Below are 17,784 nucleotides of genomic sequence, written 5' to 3'. Positions count from 1 at the left end.
GTGCGTTCGTTGAGCTTTATTTTATCATAGATAGCGGGCAATCAGTTGAATCATTTGCTTGGGAAATTCATTCAAGTCAGTAATATCTACAAAACGACTTTCACCGTAGATTGACTTGATTTCTTCTTTGTCTTGGCCAATAGCTGCGGAGACAAATAAGATTCCTTGACGCTCATATTCTTTCAAAACAGACTGGATATCTTCTTTTGCTTTTTTGCCTGTATAATCCGGCAACGCTTTTGGCTGACCGTCACTAATATTAAGCAACAGTTTGGTTGTTGCGGATTGTCTGTTTAATTTTTCTGCTGCTAAACGAAGTGCCGCACCATCACGATTGTTTTGCCTTGGTTTCATAGTGACTAATTTTTCATTTAACCATTGAAATCCGTCTTCAAATTCTTTATAAGAAAACAAAGAAGTCTTTTCTCTTGACGAACGGTCTGCTGTATCTCCGTAAATCAACAATGGGATATCGACTTTCTTAGAAAATTCGGCAATGGCAATCGCTGCTTTTTTTGCCGCTTCGATCCGATCATCCCGTATCATTGACCCAGATTCATCGATCCGTACAGCTACCGCTAAAGAAGGTTGCTCATGTGGCGGGTTCTTTTTGTCAAAATTTCTCAAATCACCATATGCTACTTTGCTTGCATTGAACCGCTGACCTTCGTATTTTCCTTTTTGGTACGTCTCTGTTTGTTCATTATCCAGTAACTCTAAAATTTGCCGGCTAAGTGATTCTACTATTGGCATTACTTGCATGTGTAGCTCACGTGCTTCCGGCGTTTTTCCTTGGAAAGCTGGTCGGTGAACGATGAGACCTTCTTTTTCATGAATCGTTTCCTTCATGATTTGTCGCGCTTCTTTATTCAGTTGCTTCTTGATTTCCTTATCATGTGCTTCCATGTCAGAAGCAGACATTTCTTGAGAATCATCTCCTGTTTGTTGTTCTTTTTGATTTTTTCCTTCGATATCGCTACTGCGTTCTTTTTGCATTTGAGGAGGAATCTCGTTTTTTTCTATTGTTTCTTCTTGTTTCTCTTCTCCCTCATTTGGTTCTTCAGCAGACAACGATTTCTTTTCATCTAAGCGCAGAATTTCTTCAGCATTTTCAGTGATGTTTCGTTCATTTGCTTCTTCGGCGCTAATGGTTCTTCCTTTTGTATGCTCAGATTGAGGATGACCCCATTTTTCTTTTCTCAATATGTCCTGAAGTTCCAGTAGCAATCCACTGTCAGACAAAGCTTGTTCAAGAATTGCCAATTCATCTGGATCAGTGGATAATTTATACAAAACTTTTGGATAAATCGACTGGAGTAAATCTTGTCCTTGCTTATAGGTATTTGCCCAATAAAAATAAGAACGCATTCCTGCTACACCTTTGATGGCGTTAGCTTTTGCAGTTTCATCCAACAAACGGATAATCTCTGCCATCTTTAAGAGAAGTTCTTGTTTTTGGATCATAGTTTTCGCCATCGCACGTTCTGCCATGACTTCTAAGGCAGGAAGATCCATTTTTTCCGCATGTTGCATCCGATCTCTTAAAGATTCATTTAATGGGCGATTTCCTTGGTAATTTCGATTTGTAGTGATCACAATGACGCAATCTGGATGGCGACGAATGATTCCTGTCGGTAAATTCAACATCCCATTTGGTTCGAGCGCTGAGTTAAGTGCCACAAGAACAGAGGCATCTCGGATGACAGTCGGCTCTTGAATCTCTAATAAATATCCTTTTTCAATCGCTCGAACGATTTCAGAAGGGTAATAGCTGTAATGGATTGCATCTGGATAATCAGCTTCGATCCTTTGAACTAGCTCTGCTAATTTTTCTTTAGCAGAAAAAGGATCAATGCCGTAATGGTTCTGGATCAGTGTCAGTACAGCTTCAAGTGTATCTGTTTGGTAAATAGCTTCTAGTAATTCTTGGTCTTGTTCCTTATTAGAATCTACTACAGGTAATAAGGCTCCGAAAACATCTGATTTGTCCATATCTGCAAAACAGGTCACTTTTGTATAGGGAAGTTGCAGATCAGCAGATAGTGCTTTGGCTAATTGTGTCTTCCCCGACCCGGCATCTCCTTCCAAAAGTACGTTACTGATTTTCATTTCAGGATCTTGCCAATTCCCTTTGATTTCGGAGGCGATCCGCCATTCTTCTGCACTTGTCCGATGGCTTTTCGGTTTCTTCCAGATCATTTGCTTTTCTAGCCGTGAAAAGGTTCGGTTTTCTGTTAGTGAGAAATTCTCCATGCTTCTCTTCCCCTTTTGATCATCTCTGTCTATTAATATCCTAGCTCATCTAAAAGACGTTTTAAAATACGGAATCGTTCCCCAATCAGTTCTCCGTCTTTTTGTAGTGTATCGTAATACAAAATGATGTCTTCATCGATCTTTGGATTTTTGGTATCTACTTCTACCGTCATTCGGTTCCCTTGCAATCCAATGATGTCTACGACTGGATTTTCTGGATCATAAAATTTTTCATAACGATAAGCATCTTGGAAGTATAAACTTCCTTGCGCAGCTAAGATCGCTAAATCTAAAATACGTGTGATTGGTAATTCTTCCGACTGTCGTGACCATTTTTCTCCAGTATGTCGCCATACCTTGCCTGAGATATCGACTTTTCCACGATCATTCCACTGAGCAAGGCCCAGTGAAAGCCCTTTTGCATCCGTATTTAATGCATTTCTTCCATCAACTTTATCATAGTCTTCTACAACGATTACTGGTTTATGTTTTAAATTTGTTGGTATTTCCATTATTTTAACTCCTCATCCTTTTATTTTTAGTAAATAAGTAAATTAGTAGTTTACTCATTTACTAAACTATATGCGACATTATAGAGGATTGAAGTGAGGATTGCAAAGAAAAAGAGCTTCATTGATAGAAATAAAAACACCATCTCGTTCTTTTACACGCTCATTAGTAACATGTAGAAAGTCCAAGATGATGTTGGAATATTTTTGGTATGTTTTTTGAATAAAAGGAATTATTGCGCTGAAATGGCAATGCCGATGGCTTTTTCACCTAAATGTGTACCAATGACTGGTCCGAAATGACCAATTTCGATTTCTGCATTTGGATATTTTTTCTGCAATTTCTCTTTCTCCGCAATCGCTACTTCTAAATTATTTGCATGTATCACGTAAAGTTTGACTGGCGGTTGTATTTCGTTATTTCTTCTACCAATAATTTCTTCAGCTCGAGCAAATGCTTTTTTACTTGAACGGATTTTTTCGAATAAAACAATTTTCCCTTCAGAAAATGTCAGGATCGGTTTGATTTTTAATAAGCTGCCAATCAGCGCTGCACCATTTGTCAAACGTCCTCCTCGTACTAAATTGTTCAAATCATCTACAATCAGATAAGCGTAGGTATTATCTCGGATTCGATCGACATGTGCAAGTATTTCATCAAGGGACTGACCTTCATCATTTAAGTCTAAGGCAGCTTCTACCATGTGTCCCATCGGCATACTAGTGATCTTAGAGTCATAAGGAATGACCGTTACTCCGCTGATGTCATCTTTCATCGCAAATAATGTGTTGACAAAGCCAGAAATCCCTGAAGAAAGATGGATACTTAAAATCGTGTCATACCCTTTCTCTTTCAATTCCTCATATAAACCCAAAACTTCCCCTACGACAGGTTGTGAAGTAGTAGGAAAATCTTTACTGTTTTTTAAAAGTCCATAATATTCATCCGCTTCGATATCGATTCCTTCGTTATAAATTTTCCCATCCATAATCAAAGGGATTGGAATAACGAATAAGTCGGGATGGTTCTTGATACGTTCCGGCAGATATGCCGAACTATCTGTAACTACTGCAAGTTTCATGTGTTTAATTTCCTCGTTTCAAAGAATTTTTCCAGACCTTATAACTATATCATAAGTAAGATTAGATATGAAACTAAAATTGGAAAATAGAAAAACGACAAGCGTAATCATACGAGTTGCCGTTTTTCAAGTGACAGCAAAAAACAATTAGTTAACCTATTCTTTGCTTCTGCTATGATGTTTAACATTTTTCAACATTCGAAACCCATTTTTTCCGAATTGAGAAAATAAAAATACTAAGCCGCCAATACTTCCTACAGCCACACAATAAATCATTGCATAGCTTTTTGATTCCATTGACAATCGCTGATTCAGCAAAAAGAAAACGGCAAAACATACTGCAAGCATAATCAGGGTGGAGCGGAAAGTTTTTAAGAAAAAATTGCTGATCTTTGCTAAAGGTGCTATTCGGTATTCTTTGCACATAAAGTGATAGCCGCGAACAAAGACAATACCGAATGCTAAGCCATTTGATAAGCTCATCCCGTATCCGCCAACTAATCCTAATCCGATTACTTGGAAGATGACTTTCAGGATAATTGCTTCTACAGTTAATCGGATCGCAAAACGATGGTGATTCAAAGATTGAAGCATCGTAGATAGGATCGTGAATAAAGAGAAAAACAAAGAAGCTAGCAAAGCCATTTGGAAATATCCGACACTTTCAGGATCATAGCCAAAAAACAATGTGTATAGTGGTCCAGCTAATAAAGACATTCCAGTCAATGAAGGAAGAAGAATCAATAACGCAATCGAAAAACTATCTCCTACTGTTTTTTCGATTTGTATCCGATCTTTTTTCTTCATCGTGCTTAATATTGGCAAGCTGCTTATAGCTACTGTTCCTACCATGGAGATCAGGATCAATGTCAATTTATTTGGATTGACAGAAGCACGGCTGAATAAGAATTCCAGTTGCTGATCTGCGATCTCTGGACGGAAAAAGTGAAGCAGTGGTTTCATCGTTACTTGGTCGATCATTTGAACGATAGTAATGACTGAGCCGACAAAAATAAACGGTAGTGTTTCCCGAATGATAGAGACAGAGGCAGATCGGTTTTCTCTTTCGAAATAACGGCTGGAAATCAAAAAATCTTTAAGTTCGAAGAAGTCTTTTCTGCGTCCGACGATATACATATGGATAATCGCAGCTAACCCACCGAAGAAAGAAGCGACTGTACTGATCAATACAGCTTCTAATATGGTTCCGTCAGTCAATACGCGCAAGTAATAAGTACCAGCCAAGATAACGATCACTCGTACAGCTTGTTCAATAATCAAAGAAGTTCCATAAGGTCGTAAATCGTTTTTCCCTTGGAAATATCCTCTCATTGCACTAAGAATTGGGATAGCAATCAAAGATGGGCATAAACTTCTGATAGCTAGTATCCCATTATTAACGTTAGCAATCGGACTGATTCCGGCTAGTAAAGGAGCAAATAAATACATCAGTGCAGCAGAGGCGATACCGATGACAAACATGATATTGATCGTACTTCTAAAAATCAGCCGACAAGCAGCGTTATCTCCTTCTTTTGTGGCTACAGCTACTTTTTTTGCAATCGCATTTGGAAATCCGACTGTACCAAGCATCAGGAACAATCCATAAGGAAGATAGCCAACATTATACAATGTCGTAGCAAGCATACCATCTTGATTGTTCCCCATCATACTTAGCCAGGGAATCAAATAGACTACCCCTAAAACTTTACATAGAAGATTAGCAAAGGTTAGCCAAAATGTTCCTTGCATCAATTTTTTATTCATTTAAATTCCCTCAACTATTCTTTCATAAAATAAACATCTTCCCTATTATAGCAAAAAATCATAGAAGGACAAATCCCTCTCTAATTCCTAAAATAAAAAAGAGCTTGCATCATAAGCCAACACTAATCTTTTTTATCCCTACGAATAAACTTGCATCCAGAATTGACTGTTGCAAATGCAGTTCGGATAGATCAGTTTGAACAACTTATGTCGCAATCTCTGTTTTTAATAAAATAAAACAGTTTAAAGCATAGACAGCAAAAAGACAGACGCAAGTCCTGTCAAAACTGACAACGCCATCGAACGTGTTTTGTAAGCCACGCCTGCTACTAGAATCATTGCAGCTATTTTGATATTCCAAGCAATATCCAGATGTTCATGAGTAATGAAAACATCTTTAAAAGCTAACGCCGCAAATAATGCCACCGGTACATATTTCATCCAGTCACTGAACCAGGATGGCACTTTTCGATGAGTAAAATAAAGCATCGGGAACAAGCGCGGGATATATGCCACGATGAACAGACAAGCAACTAAAAGTAGCAAATATAGTTTAGTCATGGTGATTGGCCTCCTGTTCCGGGAAGTTGAAGAGCGGCTCATTGACATCTTTACCGCGGTCTCTTAGTTTCTTAGCTTTTTCTTTTTTGAATGCCTTCTCCAGCATAAATCCGGCAAATGAAGCAATGACTGTTGCTGCAATCAATCCGAAAGTATTTTGGAATAATACCATGAATACGACCCCTAATACGCCTGAGAATAAACCTGTAAAGATCAGTAGTGCGCTTTTCATCTGCATGATAAACATGAAAATGAACATGGCCGTCAAAGCAAAATGGACAAGGTCAGCATCTACTCGAATCACCGAGCCGAAAAAATTACCGATCATATTGCTACCGGCCCATGCAGTCATTGAGAACCAATTGACATATAAAGCCTTTCTTTTATTCCAGGAAGGGTCAGTTGAAAACTTTAAGTAGTTCACCGCATAGTTTTCATCATTCAGTGATTGAGAAAAGACAGCCAAAAACGTCCGCTTTTCTTTTTTCATAAAACCGGCAAGACTTGCTCCTAATAATGTATAGCGTAATTCTAAAAAGAAAACCATCAATAATGTCGTTGCAAATGATGCTTGCGTCGTAAGCATAGATGCAACTAAAAACTGCGCGCCACCGGAAAAGACCAGAATCGATAACAGTCCTGATAAGAGAGGATCAAATCCAACTTTTTGCAACAATACTCCGCAAGCTAATCCTACTGGTATATAGCTTATACAAAGTGGCATCACTGCATGCAAAGCTTGAAGCCATGGCGCACTTTTCTTTTTGTTCATTAAAATATCTCCTTTAATTACAACAAATAAACAGCGGACTCATTGTAACATAAATTCGCTAAATTGTAGCCGTTTTATTTAAAAACAAGATTATATTTTTCTCATTTTTGCTTCAATTCATGAATAAACGTTTTATTTACGAGAATAATTTGGGTCATATTTATCTGTTTCAATGTATATATACATCTTCTTGTCAGGAAGAGACTGACGCATATTTTTTTCAATATCGTTGATGACCGAGTAAGCTTCATTCTCTTTGTTACCAACGATATCTGCTTTTGCTGCAACTAAAATCTCCGTTGGACTTAAATGAACTGTTTTTATATCGATCAGCCGACTGATCTCAGGACGTTCAAAAGCTAACTTGATTTTTGACAAATCGCTTGCTGTCACGCTTTCACCGATGATCAGACTATAAAATTCTTTTGCTAGGAAAATGGCGGCTCCCATCAGCAAGAAACCGATCAGCAATCCGCTGATCGCATCAAATGCAGCAATCCCGGTTGCATAAGTCAATATTGTTCCTGCTAAAGCCAAGACCAAACCGATTACAGCACACAAGTCTTCCGTAAAAATAATCAGTATTTCACTGTGTCGACTTTCGCGCAAAAAGCGCATCGTGGAAAGTTTTTCAGTATTCAATTCTTTGATTTCTTTCATTGCCACGCGTAACGAACTTCCTTCGATTACCAAACCAAATAACAGTATTGCTATAACAATGATCGGATTACCCACTTCATGGGATGGATGCGTCAACTTTTCAAAAGCTTCCATCACCCCAAGTGCCCCACCGCCGAAGAAAAGCATCATTGCGACGATTGTACTGAAAAAGTATTTTGCTCGTCCTTCACCAAATTGATGCAACTCGCTCTGTCCTTTATTGGCTTGTTTATCACCGAATAACAGCAAAATCTGATTGCTGCAATCAACGATACTGTGGATGCTTTCGTTTAGCATGGCGGCACTGCCACTGATTGCATAGCCGACAAATTTGCTGATAGCCACTAGAATATTAGCCCCTAGAGCAGCAATTACGGAAAACATTCCGCTTTTTTTAAAATTTTCCATGTTATTTTCCTTCTTTCATCAACTGAACTAACTGAATTATGGCAATATTCGCCCTTTAACAGTTTTTTATGAAACTTATAGTTTAGACAAATTGAAAATGACCGATTGTCCATCATTCAATTTGATCTCTTTGGCACCAGTAGTAGCACTTTTCCCGTCCACAGTAAACATCCAATAGAGTTGATTTTTCTCATCCTGTGAGTGCCCTTCAAGCGAAGTGATGAAGCCGTTATCTTCTTCGACTTCAAAATTTCGTTTCAAAATACTCAGTAAATCATCGCCTTTTTTGAAGACCACTTCTTTTTCCGAAAAGTTTTGACCATTTTCTTGTAACGTGATTGTTGCTTTTTGCGATGTTTTTACTTCCTCCTTTTGGTTGGAAGCCGATTGTGTATAGGCTGTACTGCAACTTGTCAAAATGAGTATACTGACACTCATTGCAAGCAAACTATAAATTATTTTTTTCATTTTTTCCTCCTGAATGATTGTAAAAACGTTTGACGACTGGCAGAAAAACAAGAAAGAACACAACATTGCCTATACTGTGCATCAAATCAAACGACACCCCTTGAAGGTAATAGATCCAAGGTTGAGGCAAACGATATAACAGCGTATCAAAAACGGTCATACCTATTCCGTAAACCATGCCCGCCAGAAAAAAACAGACTCCCTTTAACCATAGATTCCTTTGCACTGTTTTTCTCAAGCAGACGATTGAAAACAAACTCAGAACAACAGTATAGCTGATCCATTGGCCGATGACCCATGGTCCAACACCAAAATAAAAACTGCTGATTGCAATAGAAAGACTCATGACAATTAACGCATCTTTCAAGCTTAAGTAAAGTACTATAAATAAAAAAATAGCAGTCATTGGCTGGAAATTCGGAATAAATTGAAAAGCGATCCTACCTGCTACACAAGCAGCAGACAATAAGCTAAGCTGTGCTATTTTATTTGTGGACATTCCTAATGAAATCCCTCCTTCATCAGCAAGTTATTCACGTCCATTTAGTACATACAGAAAAGACTTGTGACAATTATTCTGGATAACTGCCGCAAGTCCTTTGGAACAGAATTATCTGAATGACATCTGGTAATCCAACTTATCCAATCAGGACTTTCTCACCATTAATGGGACCAAGAATTCGTAATTGATAAAGAAATCAATGACAGATCGTGGGTAGTCTCCAGATGAGATCGACAAGACTGTTTGATCTTTTTCGTTTGTTGTTATCGTTAAAGACTGTCCTTTATCTAATCGTACTTGATAAGTAGTTTCGTTGATCTTTTCCATATCGTAGGATGGATTTTTCATTGCCACGATAAAAATATCATCCAATACTTCATTCGTCAATTCAAATTCGCTCTGAAGATTCAAACGAAGTGGCTTCGTATTGTCTAGTAATGTCTGATTAACGGTAAAACCAAGTGTTCTTGCATGGGCTAATAATTGATTCAATTTGTGATTGAATATCGTGATCTGCCCTGCAGAGAATACTCGATCCACTGACCAGTGTCGGATCAAAGAAAGCACCCGGTCATCTTGGACATTGATTTCCATTGTCTCTGGTGATACGTTTAGGAGACTCATCGATTCCACTTGGTATCGTTGATCGATGGTCGGTAATATAAAGGAAAAGACTAATTCGTTTTGTCCATTCAACGTATAATTGATCGAAAAATGTCTTGTTTTCCATGTGTCATAAGCTGAATTTGACCGTTCCAGACCAATATCATTCAACGGTTTCAGTAATTCATACGTGAAGTATTCGATCAGGCTTGTCTTTCCGATCGTGGAGATTGGTTCTTCATTCAATATAAAACGATCATATGATTCTAATAATTGTGGAAAATCTGATTCGATCAAATCTTTTCTCATACGTAAATCCGCTAATTCTGCTTCCGCTGTTTCAATCAAACTGACGATATCTTGATGATCTTGCTCTTTTCCTTCTAAATACCCGGGATTTTCAGTTATTTCGTAAGCATGGGTGTTCTCTGCAGTATTCGTATTCGTCGGAGTTACTTTTTCTTTTTCGTGTATTTTTGTTTCCTCTAGCATAGGGATTTCTTCTGTGTCATCCAGAGGATTACTTGTTTGTTCTTCCAATGAAGTGTTCGTTTCTTCATGATCTTCTGTTTGTTCTTCATTTTTTGTCCATTCTGCTTCATCGTGTTCATTCATACTCGGAACCTCCTTCATTAGATTGATTATTAGGATTCTCATTGCCAAGATAATTCATCAAGAATTCATGGATTGCTTGACCGAATCCCTCTTTGCTACCGAAATAGCGTCTGATTTGCCTTTGTTCTTTTTCTACGATGGCTGCACGAAGCTGGTCCGCTCTTGCTTCTTGCTTCAATGCTTCTTTTTGCTGCTGGATTGTTTCAGGCGTCTCAATATAAGGAAGCCAGCCTAATTTTTCATTAGATAGTACTTGCTTCTTCTTCTCTAATTCTTGAATTTCTTCCTCGATTTTTTTACGATTCAAGAATCCTTTATTGTCGTTCAAATCAGTCATTTGTCGATTAATTTCTTTTATTTGTTCATCTAAACGTTCAATTTCTGTCTGAGCAGTGATCACCTTTGCGTCTAGTTCATTGATTTTTTTGTCATAGTCCGTTGACTCCGGTTGGGAATATTTCTCCCACTCATCATCGATCTTAGGCAAAACAAAAATTTCTGGCAGACTTGCATCAATACCGACCGTGGGCCGATCATGGTAATAAGTGCCGATTTTGTAATAGCTCATCGTTGGCGAGATGCTTTCTACTTGTTCCATAAAAGGAAATTCCTGTAAAAAACGATCATGGATCTTACGCATCAGCAATTGATCGATCTCGTGATTTTCATTTGAGCTTCTTTTTAATTCTTCATTCAATCGGCCATTGTATAAACGGTAGATCTCAGGGATATCTTCTTCGCGGACAGCTTTTTCAAAAGCCTGTAAGTCTTCTAATAATTGGGAAAGATTCATGCTTGCTTTTTCTTTGATATCGTAAAAAGAAGACGATTCTTGTCCTGTATCCTGATCCGCGTTCGTCTCCTCTAGTTCGTCTGGCTCATAATTTGCATTTGTATCTGGCTCTTTCATACTACTTGCCTCCTCTTACTCATCTGTTTTTCACTTATTAATACTTCAATAGTACCATTTTCTGTAAAAAATTGTTATAAAAAAGAGCGGGCAATGCTCCATAAAACAGGCTGCACCAAAATTTGGTACAGCCTTTTTTTCGATCAACTAGTCTTTCCATCTGATAGGACAGAATCGAATCCAATGACCTTTATCTTATTTTTTATTTACTAGGCAGATCTCTTGTTGTGAAATGAATGCGCTGATGCTCATCACGAGTTAGCTGCGTTTCTTCGTTTAGATAAGTAAACGTCAATTGTTCCAATTCGGGATCTTCAAGCATTCTTTCATAACCGGTAAAAATCGAACGGATATAGTGTTTATATGCGTTTTTCTTTTTCTGTCTTTTTTTCATGTAGCACCTTCCTTATCAAAAACTATCATACCAATGAATAACTATCTAGACAAGTTGGTTTAAACCATTTTCTTTGTTTTTTTGAGGAATTTCGCTCTTCCAGTTGACGAATCCTCAAAAAAATGAAAAAATGCTTTAGTACTTAAGGAGGGAACCTAGTGAAAAAAATTGGTTTTGATTCAGAAAAATATATTGAAGAGCAGTCAGCGTATATTTTGGAACGAGTGAACCACTATGACAAATTATATTTAGAATTTGGTGGGAAGCTAGTTGACGACAAGCATGCGAAACGTGTACTTCCAGGATTTGAAGAAGATGCGAAAATCAAATTGCTGCAAAAATTGAAAGATCAAGCTGAAATACTGATTTGCGTCTATGCTGGAGATATTGAACGTAATAAGATCCGTGGTGATTATGGGATTACTTATGATATGGATATCTTGCGGTTAATCGATGAATTACGTGGTTATGGCTTATTAATCAACAGTGTCGTTATCACTCGCTATAGTGGACAGCCTGCCACGAAAGTCTTTATCAATAAACTAGAAAGACGAAACATCAAGGTCTATAAACACTCAGAAATCGAAGACTATCCAGTCAACGTAGAAAAAATCGTCTCAGAAGATGGTTTTGGAAAAAATGAGTATATTGAAACAACTAAACCAATCGTTGTAGTGACAGCTCCTGGCCCAGGAAGTGGAAAGCTCGCTACTTGCTTGAACCAACTGTATCATGAAAGCCAAAAAGGACATGCAGCTGGTTACTCCAAGTTCGAAACTTTCCCAGTATGGAATGTTCCGTTGAAACATCCGCTGAACATTGCTTATGAAGCAGCCACAGTCGATCTAAAAGATGTCAATATGATCGATTCCTTCCACTTTGATGCCTACAATAAAGTAGCTGTGAACTATAATCGGGATGTTGAGACATTTCCTGTAATCAAACGTATTATTGAAAAAATTACTGGTAAAGAATCTGTTTATCAATCTCCTACTGACATGGGTGTGAATCGTGTAGGATTTGGGATCGTGGATGATACCGTTGTCCAAGAAGCCTCTAAACAAGAAATCATCCGTCGTTATTTCCAAACAGAATGCGACTTCAAAAAAGGATTGATCGACGAAGAAGCAGTTAATCGAATCAAACTGATTATGGAAGAAGTCGGTTTACGTCCTGAAGACCGAAACGTGGTAGTCCCTGCCCATGACTATGCAGATAAGATTCAAGCGCAAAGTCCTACAAAAGATCCTTCTGCTGTGATTGCAATCGAATTACCAGATGAAGTCATCATTACCGGGCGTACAAGTTCATTGATGGATGCGTCAGCGGCAGTTATCTTAAATGCAGTAAAACATTTAGCCCATATCGCAGATGACATTCCTTTATTGTCACCATTAGTTCTTGAAACAATACAAGGATTGAAATCAAAGACACTTCATTCCTCTTTGGATGCACTAAGCATCAATGAAGTCTTGATCGCTTTATCAATCAGTGCAGTAACGAATCCAATCGCTCAAGTTGCTTATGATAAACTAGCTGAACTTGAGGGAGCACAAGCCCACTCTACTGTGATGGTCAATAAAAATGATGAACAAACATTGAAAAAACTAGGAATCGATATTACCTGCGCACCTGTCTACCCTTCCGAAAATCTATATTACCAATAGAAAAAGTTTACTTATAAATGTTGAAAACGAAACTATTAGCTTAATCAATAGTTTCGTTTTTTTATAGACTTTACTAAGACGTTACACTTTTTAAACCTTTTATTTTGTTCGCTTTATTTTCTAATGGAAAATGAATGCGTTTCACTCTAAAAAAGTAATGAAAATTTCACTAAAGATTAGTATTTTATTTGCAAAACAGGTAAAATAAAACGGAATTTGGAATAGGAGTGATTATTTGAGTTATTTATTAGGTATTATTGGTTTATGTGTCACATTAGGGCTTGCTTTTTTGATCAGCAGTAATAAAAAAGCAATCAAATTGAAACCACTAATTGTGATGTTCGTTTTACAGCTTGTTCTTGGTTTCGTATTATTACGTACAACTTTTGGTACAGCGGTTGTTTCTGTATTGGCAAAAATGTTTGATCATCTTCTTGCTTTTGCTGGGCAAGGTGTTGACTTTGTTTTTGCCGGTGTAGCAAATAAAGGAAGTGCACCTTTCTTTCTTTCCGTATTGATGCCAATCGTATTTATTTCTGCTATTATCGGTATTCTACGCTATATCAAGATTCTTCCATTATTTATGAAAGCTGTTGGTCTAGGATTAAGTAAAATCAACGGGATGGGCAAATTGGAATCTTATAATGGAGTAGCTTCTGCTATTTTAGGACAATCGGAAGTTTTTATTTCCATAAAAAAGGAATTACCCTTCCTATCTGAGAAACGTTTGTTCACCATGAGTGTATCGGCTATGTCTACAGTTTCTATGTCGATCGTCGGATCTTATATGGCACTGATCGATTCTAAATATGTGATCACTGCCCTTGTTTTGAACTTATTTGGCGGTTATATTCTGGCTTCAATTGTAAATCCCTATGTATTAGAAGAAAAAGAAGATGAGCTGATCATTGAAGAAAACAAAGAACAGACATTTTTCCAAATGTTGGGAGAATACATTCTTGATGGTTTCCATGTGGCGATCACGGTTGCTGCTATGCTTATCGGTTTTGTTGCTTTGATTGCCATGATCAATGCTATCTTTCACGGGATATTCGGCATCACTTTCCAAGAGATCCTAGGTTACATCTTTGCCCCTCTTGCCTTCATCAGCGGAATCCCATGGAAAGAAGCAGTGGATGCCGGTAGTATCATGGCGACTAAACTGGTTACAAATGAATTTGTTGCTATGACAGAATTAGCAAATGGTAATTTCCATTTTACTGAGCGTACAACAGCAATTATATCTGTCTTCCTCGTTTCATTTGCCAACTTCTCTTCTATCGGGATCATTTCTGGTGCGATGAAGGGATTAAATGAAGAAAAAGGAAATCTTGTCGCAAAACACGGATTGAAAATTTTGCTAACAGCGACTTTAGTCAGCTTTTTAAGTGCTATTGTGACCGGCTTGCTGGTATAATATACAAAAAAGCAAAGTTGCTTTTAAAAGCTTTGGAAATATTTTCCAAAGCTTTTTCACTTGTTCAATCATCAAAGGAGAAATGACAATGAATTATTGCTATGTATTTATCGGTCCTTCTGGTTCTGGAAAAACTTCACTCGCAGAAGCTATTTTTCAGCCGGAACAAAAGATCATTACTTACACGAATCGATCACCAAGACCTGGGGAAAAAGATCAAGAGGATTATTATTTTGTTTCTGACAATACATTCAATCAGATGATCAAGGGAAATGAATTTGCAGAGTGGGACCAATATGCTCAACATAAATATGGTTCCAGTAAAGCAGAAATTAAAAAGAAACTGACAGTAGGAAATTGTTACGCCGTTTTGACAGCAAATGGTTTTTGGCATTTATATGAGTATTTCGGGACGGTAGTCCGTCCTATCTTTATTACGATCTCTAAAGAAACATTGCAATCGCGCCTGAAAAAACGTGGAGATTCATCTGAACAGATTTCAGCCAGACTGGCGGTTTATGTAGAAGATTTAGCACAGTTGAAACGTTTGAAAGCTATCCCCTCACTTTTAGTCGTGTCAAACGATGGAGCGTTCCAAGAAGCTGCAGATAAAATAAAAAAAGGATTATTGATATAAATGTATCGAATAATACTCGTAGGATAAGCCGAGAGGTCGTGACAAAAGCTATGTCACGACCTCTCGATGAAGGGAGTTTCAGAAAGCAGCTTTTTCGTAAAATACGCTAAAATTCCACAAAAATTTGAGAAGCATTTTCGGAAATTCTTTCTTGTTTTTTGAAGCTGGCCACTTCTGTTACAACCTCTTGGCTATCATATGATTGTTTTTTTCAGTAGTGTTAATGTCTTTATCTTTGCTCAGATGATTTTATAGTCAATTGATGATTATTTGATATGCTTTTCTTTCGCCGTGTTCAAAAGGAAATTCAATCATCCCTTGATAAGTGAATCCAGCAGAATAGATGGTCTTTTCCATCGGTTCATTAGCTGGATAAGTATCGATACGGATATCTTGGATATTTTTGCTGGCTGCAATCGTCAACAAATGTTCTAAGAACGGTTTTGCTAGTTTTTTTCCTCGAGTACTTTCTGCTAAAGCGACACGATGAATCGATAAATAAGGACCAGTTGATTCTTTCCAACTACCATCTATTTTTGTGTAAACGGGATCCACGCCTGAGACTAATGCAGCTGTTCCAGCAATTTGATCTTCCACTATTAATACATAGCTTTCTTTTCTTTCAATATCGTTCAAAATCGTTTCTTTTGTTGGTTTCTGCCCGTTTTGCCATTGAGGAGAGCCTTGCGAAGCAATGAAATCCGCTGCGGCATTAATGATTTCTACCACTTCTTCTACTTCTTCTTTCCTTGTTTGCCGAATATACATCCAGTTTCCTCTTTTCTATTCCTTTTTCATTTACATTATCTAATCATTGGATCACTTCATATAGTTCCTGAACTTTTGAATAATATTTAAGCCAATCTTTTGGATGATCTAGCAGGTGATTAATAAGTTCCAAATGATGCATAAGTGACCACTTTTTCAACACTCCCAGTCCAGGGAATTTTTGTTGCTGGTAAAGAGCCAATAATTCAATCATTCCTGAAGTAATCAAGAGTTGATGATGGTGACGCATGATCCATTTTTTCATTTTATCTCCTGCTTCAAGAAACTTCAATGCTTGGTCTTTAGCAGAGTCGTTACTGTCAGAGACAAAATGTTTCACGCGTATATTGCCGTAAGCATCAATATACGTTAGATGGATAGCAAGCGCTCGGCTAGGGAACCCTTTATCGAAATAACGGCTACCTTCGATCGTGAAATCAGAAAATCCAATATATCCGTCTGCGTGGAAAAAAAGATAGTCATCACTAAAAAAGTCATCTGTTTTATCTGCATAACTTTCAACATGCTTTCTCGTTTGAAAAGAGTCACGGATCACAATTTTGTTTTCGGGCAGCCAGATGCGAAAGCGACTAGTATCTGGTATCAAAAATTTCGAATCAACTCCTGCCAGCTGTTTCCACACCTCTGTATCTTTTGGGTAGTGCTGTCCATCGAAAACAAGAAACGCTGGAGGTGAATCCAGTACTTCACTGAGATTTTCTGGCGTTAAGATCTGTGCAGGGACGACAGAGCTATTTTCTTTGACTGTCCAACTGTGCACATGCTGATCGAATAATTTGAATTGTCCTACTTGGGGATTTTGGATCACAGCGATTGGATGGTGCTTTTTTTGAAATAATTCGATCACATTTTTAAGCGTAGCGGAATCACGTACTGGTTCGATCACTGGTTGGATTTTATTGGAGAGCAATCCTCGCGACAGTGCTTCTTTTAATGCTAATAGATCAAATTGTTTTCCTCTTAAATAAGGATAGTACATATTTTTCACTCCAATGGCTCTGTAGGCAACCGACGGATCTGCTGTTGTTGCCTCAAATATTCATAATCATGCTGAAGCGCGATAACTTCTTCTTGCAACTCATTGATTGCCTGACTAGCTATTTCCTCTAAAAACCGTTCATAATATCGTTCGTTAGAAAATGGATCTTGATTTTCTGAACGTCTTTTCAATTCTTTGTACAATTGATCTGTTGGAAAATATTTTACGCCTCGCTCCATTTGCTTTGCTTTTCTTACTTCCCTGAATAAAGAAGCCATGAAGCGGTTTGTCAAAGCTTCTTCCGGTACAGCAAGCTCTTTCTTTGCTGCTTTTTTCGCAATCAGAAATGTACCAGAGGCAGGCATCTCCTCTTCAACCGTGTACGGACGATACACTAAAACACCTATTCCTGTAGGGATTTCAGTTTTTACTTCTTCATATAGTTTACTTGGTAAAACAAAATAATTATAATGTCCAACAAATGACAGTTTGGCTGTAGAGCGAAAATCTGCTTTTGTCACTTTCAGCTCATAGCATCGCCATTCTCGGCTTCCATCAAATTTTGTCAAGCAGCTAAGCGTATCTACAATTCCTTGGTCATCAGGCATCGTGACTTCTTCTACAACCAAGCCGCCTTGCTCGATGCAATATTGGTATAACGAGGATTCTATTTCGATGGTTAGCGGGGTCTTCATGTTTTCTACCTCCGAACATATTTTCGATTTACATTTTACATGAAATGGTTTTAAAATACTAGGCAGAATATACAAGAAACAAAAAATAGAAATGGT

General features: G+C 37.8%; 18 protein-coding genes. 3 read left to right on the top strand and 15 right to left on the bottom strand.

What is annotated here, in order from left to right; all coding sequences use genetic code 11:
* Positions 1 to 24 precede the first annotated feature (24 nt).
* The 12 genes from IGL31_RS06505 to IGL31_RS06450 all read right to left on the bottom strand — a co-directional run bounded on the left by IGL31_RS06505 (position 25) and on the right by IGL31_RS06450 (position 11,504).
* Complete coding sequence (locus IGL31_RS06505; protein ID WP_010829672.1) at positions 25 to 2,253, bottom strand: AAA family ATPase; 2,229 nt, start codon at positions 2,251 to 2,253, stop codon at positions 25 to 27.
* A 32-nt stretch (positions 2,254 to 2,285) separates the two neighbouring features.
* Complete coding sequence (locus tag IGL31_RS06500) at positions 2,286 to 2,765, bottom strand: DUF6530 family protein (RefSeq protein WP_002286073.1); 480 nt, start codon at positions 2,763 to 2,765, stop codon at positions 2,286 to 2,288.
* A gap of 230 nt (positions 2,766 to 2,995) precedes the next feature.
* Positions 2,996 to 3,844 (bottom strand): DegV family protein, encoded by an 849-nt coding sequence (locus tag IGL31_RS06495; protein WP_002298432.1) that lies wholly within the window; start codon positions 3,842 to 3,844, stop codon positions 2,996 to 2,998.
* 156 nt (positions 3,845 to 4,000) lie between these two features.
* Positions 4,001 to 5,611, bottom strand: a complete 1,611-nt coding sequence (locus tag IGL31_RS06490; protein WP_002286080.1) for a polysaccharide biosynthesis protein — start codon at positions 5,609 to 5,611, stop codon at positions 4,001 to 4,003.
* 243 nt (positions 5,612 to 5,854) lie between these two features.
* Positions 5,855 to 6,172, bottom strand: a complete 318-nt coding sequence (locus tag IGL31_RS06485) for an AzlD domain-containing protein (protein WP_002295896.1) — start codon at positions 6,170 to 6,172, stop codon at positions 5,855 to 5,857.
* The gene (locus IGL31_RS06480) at positions 6,165 to 6,944 is read right to left on the bottom strand and encodes an AzlC family ABC transporter permease (RefSeq protein WP_002295898.1); all 780 of its coding nucleotides are present in this window, start codon (positions 6,942 to 6,944) and stop codon (positions 6,165 to 6,167) included. The genes IGL31_RS06485 and IGL31_RS06480 overlap by 8 nt, the downstream gene beginning before the upstream one ends.
* A gap of 132 nt (positions 6,945 to 7,076) precedes the next feature.
* Positions 7,077 to 8,012: a cation diffusion facilitator family transporter gene (locus tag IGL31_RS06475; protein WP_002295900.1), complete on the bottom strand. Its 936-nt coding sequence runs from the start codon at positions 8,010 to 8,012 to the stop codon at positions 7,077 to 7,079.
* 75 nt (positions 8,013 to 8,087) lie between these two features.
* Entirely contained in the window at positions 8,088 to 8,480 is a 393-nt protein-coding gene (locus tag IGL31_RS06470; RefSeq protein WP_081156378.1) for a DUF4430 domain-containing protein, read from the bottom strand.
* A complete protein-coding gene (locus IGL31_RS06465; protein ID WP_002295904.1) occupies positions 8,461 to 8,979 on the bottom strand; it encodes a membrane protein in 519 nt (172 codons plus the stop codon). The genes IGL31_RS06470 and IGL31_RS06465 overlap by 20 nt, the downstream gene beginning before the upstream one ends.
* A gap of 147 nt (positions 8,980 to 9,126) precedes the next feature.
* A complete protein-coding gene (locus tag IGL31_RS06460) occupies positions 9,127 to 10,200 on the bottom strand; it encodes a hypothetical protein (protein ID WP_086300078.1) in 1,074 nt (357 codons plus the stop codon).
* The gene (locus IGL31_RS06455; protein WP_081156379.1) at positions 10,193 to 11,110 is read right to left on the bottom strand and encodes a coiled-coil domain-containing protein; all 918 of its coding nucleotides are present in this window, start codon (positions 11,108 to 11,110) and stop codon (positions 10,193 to 10,195) included. The genes IGL31_RS06460 and IGL31_RS06455 overlap by 8 nt, the downstream gene beginning before the upstream one ends.
* A 202-nt stretch (positions 11,111 to 11,312) precedes the next feature.
* The gene (locus tag IGL31_RS06450; RefSeq protein WP_002295907.1) at positions 11,313 to 11,504 is read right to left on the bottom strand and encodes a hypothetical protein; all 192 of its coding nucleotides are present in this window, start codon (positions 11,502 to 11,504) and stop codon (positions 11,313 to 11,315) included.
* A gap of 158 nt (positions 11,505 to 11,662) precedes the next feature.
* Here IGL31_RS06450 and IGL31_RS06445 point away from each other — a divergent pair, with 158 nt between their 5' ends.
* From IGL31_RS06445 to IGL31_RS06435, 3 genes are all read left to right on the top strand, one after another.
* Positions 11,663 to 13,171, top strand: coding sequence for a DUF1846 domain-containing protein (locus IGL31_RS06445; RefSeq protein WP_002295908.1), 1,509 nt, complete (start codon positions 11,663 to 11,665; stop codon positions 13,169 to 13,171).
* Positions 13,172 to 13,406: 235 nt separating this feature from the next.
* A complete protein-coding gene (locus IGL31_RS06440; RefSeq protein WP_081156380.1) occupies positions 13,407 to 14,588 on the top strand; it encodes a NupC/NupG family nucleoside CNT transporter in 1,182 nt (393 codons plus the stop codon).
* Between the two features lie 88 nt (positions 14,589 to 14,676).
* Positions 14,677 to 15,225, top strand: coding sequence for a guanylate kinase (locus IGL31_RS06435; RefSeq protein WP_002295911.1), 549 nt, complete (start codon positions 14,677 to 14,679; stop codon positions 15,223 to 15,225).
* A 255-nt stretch (positions 15,226 to 15,480) separates the two neighbouring features.
* Here the strand turns inward: IGL31_RS06435 and IGL31_RS06430 are convergent, their stop codons facing one another.
* Genes IGL31_RS06430 through IGL31_RS06420 form a run of 3 tightly spaced genes read right to left on the bottom strand, consistent with a single transcriptional unit; the run spans position 15,481 to position 17,688 of the window.
* Positions 15,481 to 15,993 (bottom strand): GNAT family N-acetyltransferase, encoded by a 513-nt coding sequence (locus IGL31_RS06430; protein WP_002295912.1) that lies wholly within the window; start codon positions 15,991 to 15,993, stop codon positions 15,481 to 15,483.
* 43 nt (positions 15,994 to 16,036) lie between these two features.
* The gene (locus IGL31_RS06425; RefSeq protein WP_086300077.1) at positions 16,037 to 16,993 is read right to left on the bottom strand and encodes a sce7725 family protein; all 957 of its coding nucleotides are present in this window, start codon (positions 16,991 to 16,993) and stop codon (positions 16,037 to 16,039) included.
* 5 nt (positions 16,994 to 16,998) lie between these two features.
* Positions 16,999 to 17,688 carry a hypothetical protein gene (locus IGL31_RS06420; RefSeq protein WP_002298443.1) on the bottom strand — a complete coding sequence of 230 codons (690 nt, stop codon included), beginning with the start codon at positions 17,686 to 17,688 and terminating at the stop codon, positions 16,999 to 17,001.
* Positions 17,689 to 17,784: the final 96 nt, after the last annotated feature.

Source organism: Enterococcus sp. MSG3290 (assembly GCF_050555565.1).
Taxonomy (GTDB): domain Bacteria; phylum Bacillota; class Bacilli; order Lactobacillales; family Enterococcaceae; genus Enterococcus_B; species Enterococcus_B faecium.
The sequence above is the reverse complement of the archived record's forward strand: the minus strand, read 5'-3'. Positions and strand labels throughout refer to the sequence as shown.

Excerpts from the sequence above, each read along its gene's own strand:
- IGL31_RS06505 (WP_010829672.1), bottom strand. The coding sequence starts at position 2,253 with ATGGAGAATTTCTCACTAACAGAAAACCGAACCTTTTCACGGCTAGAA.
- IGL31_RS06500 (WP_002286073.1), bottom strand. The coding sequence starts at position 2,765 with ATGGAAATACCAACAAATTTAAAACATAAACCAGTAATCGTTGTAGAA.
- IGL31_RS06495 (WP_002298432.1), bottom strand. The coding sequence starts at position 3,844 with ATGAAACTTGCAGTAGTTACAGATAGTTCGGCATATCTGCCGGAACGT.
- IGL31_RS06490 (WP_002286080.1), bottom strand. The coding sequence starts at position 5,611 with ATGAATAAAAAATTGATGCAAGGAACATTTTGGCTAACCTTTGCTAAT.
- IGL31_RS06485 (WP_002295896.1), bottom strand. The coding sequence starts at position 6,172 with ATGACTAAACTATATTTGCTACTTTTAGTTGCTTGTCTGTTCATCGTG.
- IGL31_RS06480 (WP_002295898.1), bottom strand. The coding sequence starts at position 6,944 with ATGAACAAAAAGAAAAGTGCGCCATGGCTTCAAGCTTTGCATGCAGTG.
- IGL31_RS06475 (WP_002295900.1), bottom strand. The coding sequence starts at position 8,012 with ATGGAAAATTTTAAAAAAAGCGGAATGTTTTCCGTAATTGCTGCTCTA.
- IGL31_RS06470 (WP_081156378.1), bottom strand. The coding sequence starts at position 8,480 with ATGAAAAAAATAATTTATAGTTTGCTTGCAATGAGTGTCAGTATACTC.
- IGL31_RS06465 (WP_002295904.1), bottom strand. The coding sequence starts at position 8,979 with ATGTCCACAAATAAAATAGCACAGCTTAGCTTATTGTCTGCTGCTTGT.
- IGL31_RS06460 (WP_086300078.1), bottom strand. The coding sequence starts at position 10,200 with ATGAATGAACACGATGAAGCAGAATGGACAAAAAATGAAGAACAAACA.
- IGL31_RS06455 (WP_081156379.1), bottom strand. The coding sequence starts at position 11,110 with ATGAAAGAGCCAGATACAAATGCAAATTATGAGCCAGACGAACTAGAG.
- IGL31_RS06450 (WP_002295907.1), bottom strand. The coding sequence starts at position 11,504 with ATGAAAAAAAGACAGAAAAAGAAAAACGCATATAAACACTATATCCGT.
- IGL31_RS06435 (WP_002295911.1), top strand. The coding sequence starts at position 14,677 with ATGAATTATTGCTATGTATTTATCGGTCCTTCTGGTTCTGGAAAAACT.
- IGL31_RS06430 (WP_002295912.1), bottom strand. The coding sequence starts at position 15,993 with ATGTATATTCGGCAAACAAGGAAAGAAGAAGTAGAAGAAGTGGTAGAA.
- IGL31_RS06425 (WP_086300077.1), bottom strand. The coding sequence starts at position 16,993 with ATGTACTATCCTTATTTAAGAGGAAAACAATTTGATCTATTAGCATTA.
- IGL31_RS06420 (WP_002298443.1), bottom strand. The coding sequence starts at position 17,688 with ATGAAGACCCCGCTAACCATCGAAATAGAATCCTCGTTATACCAATAT.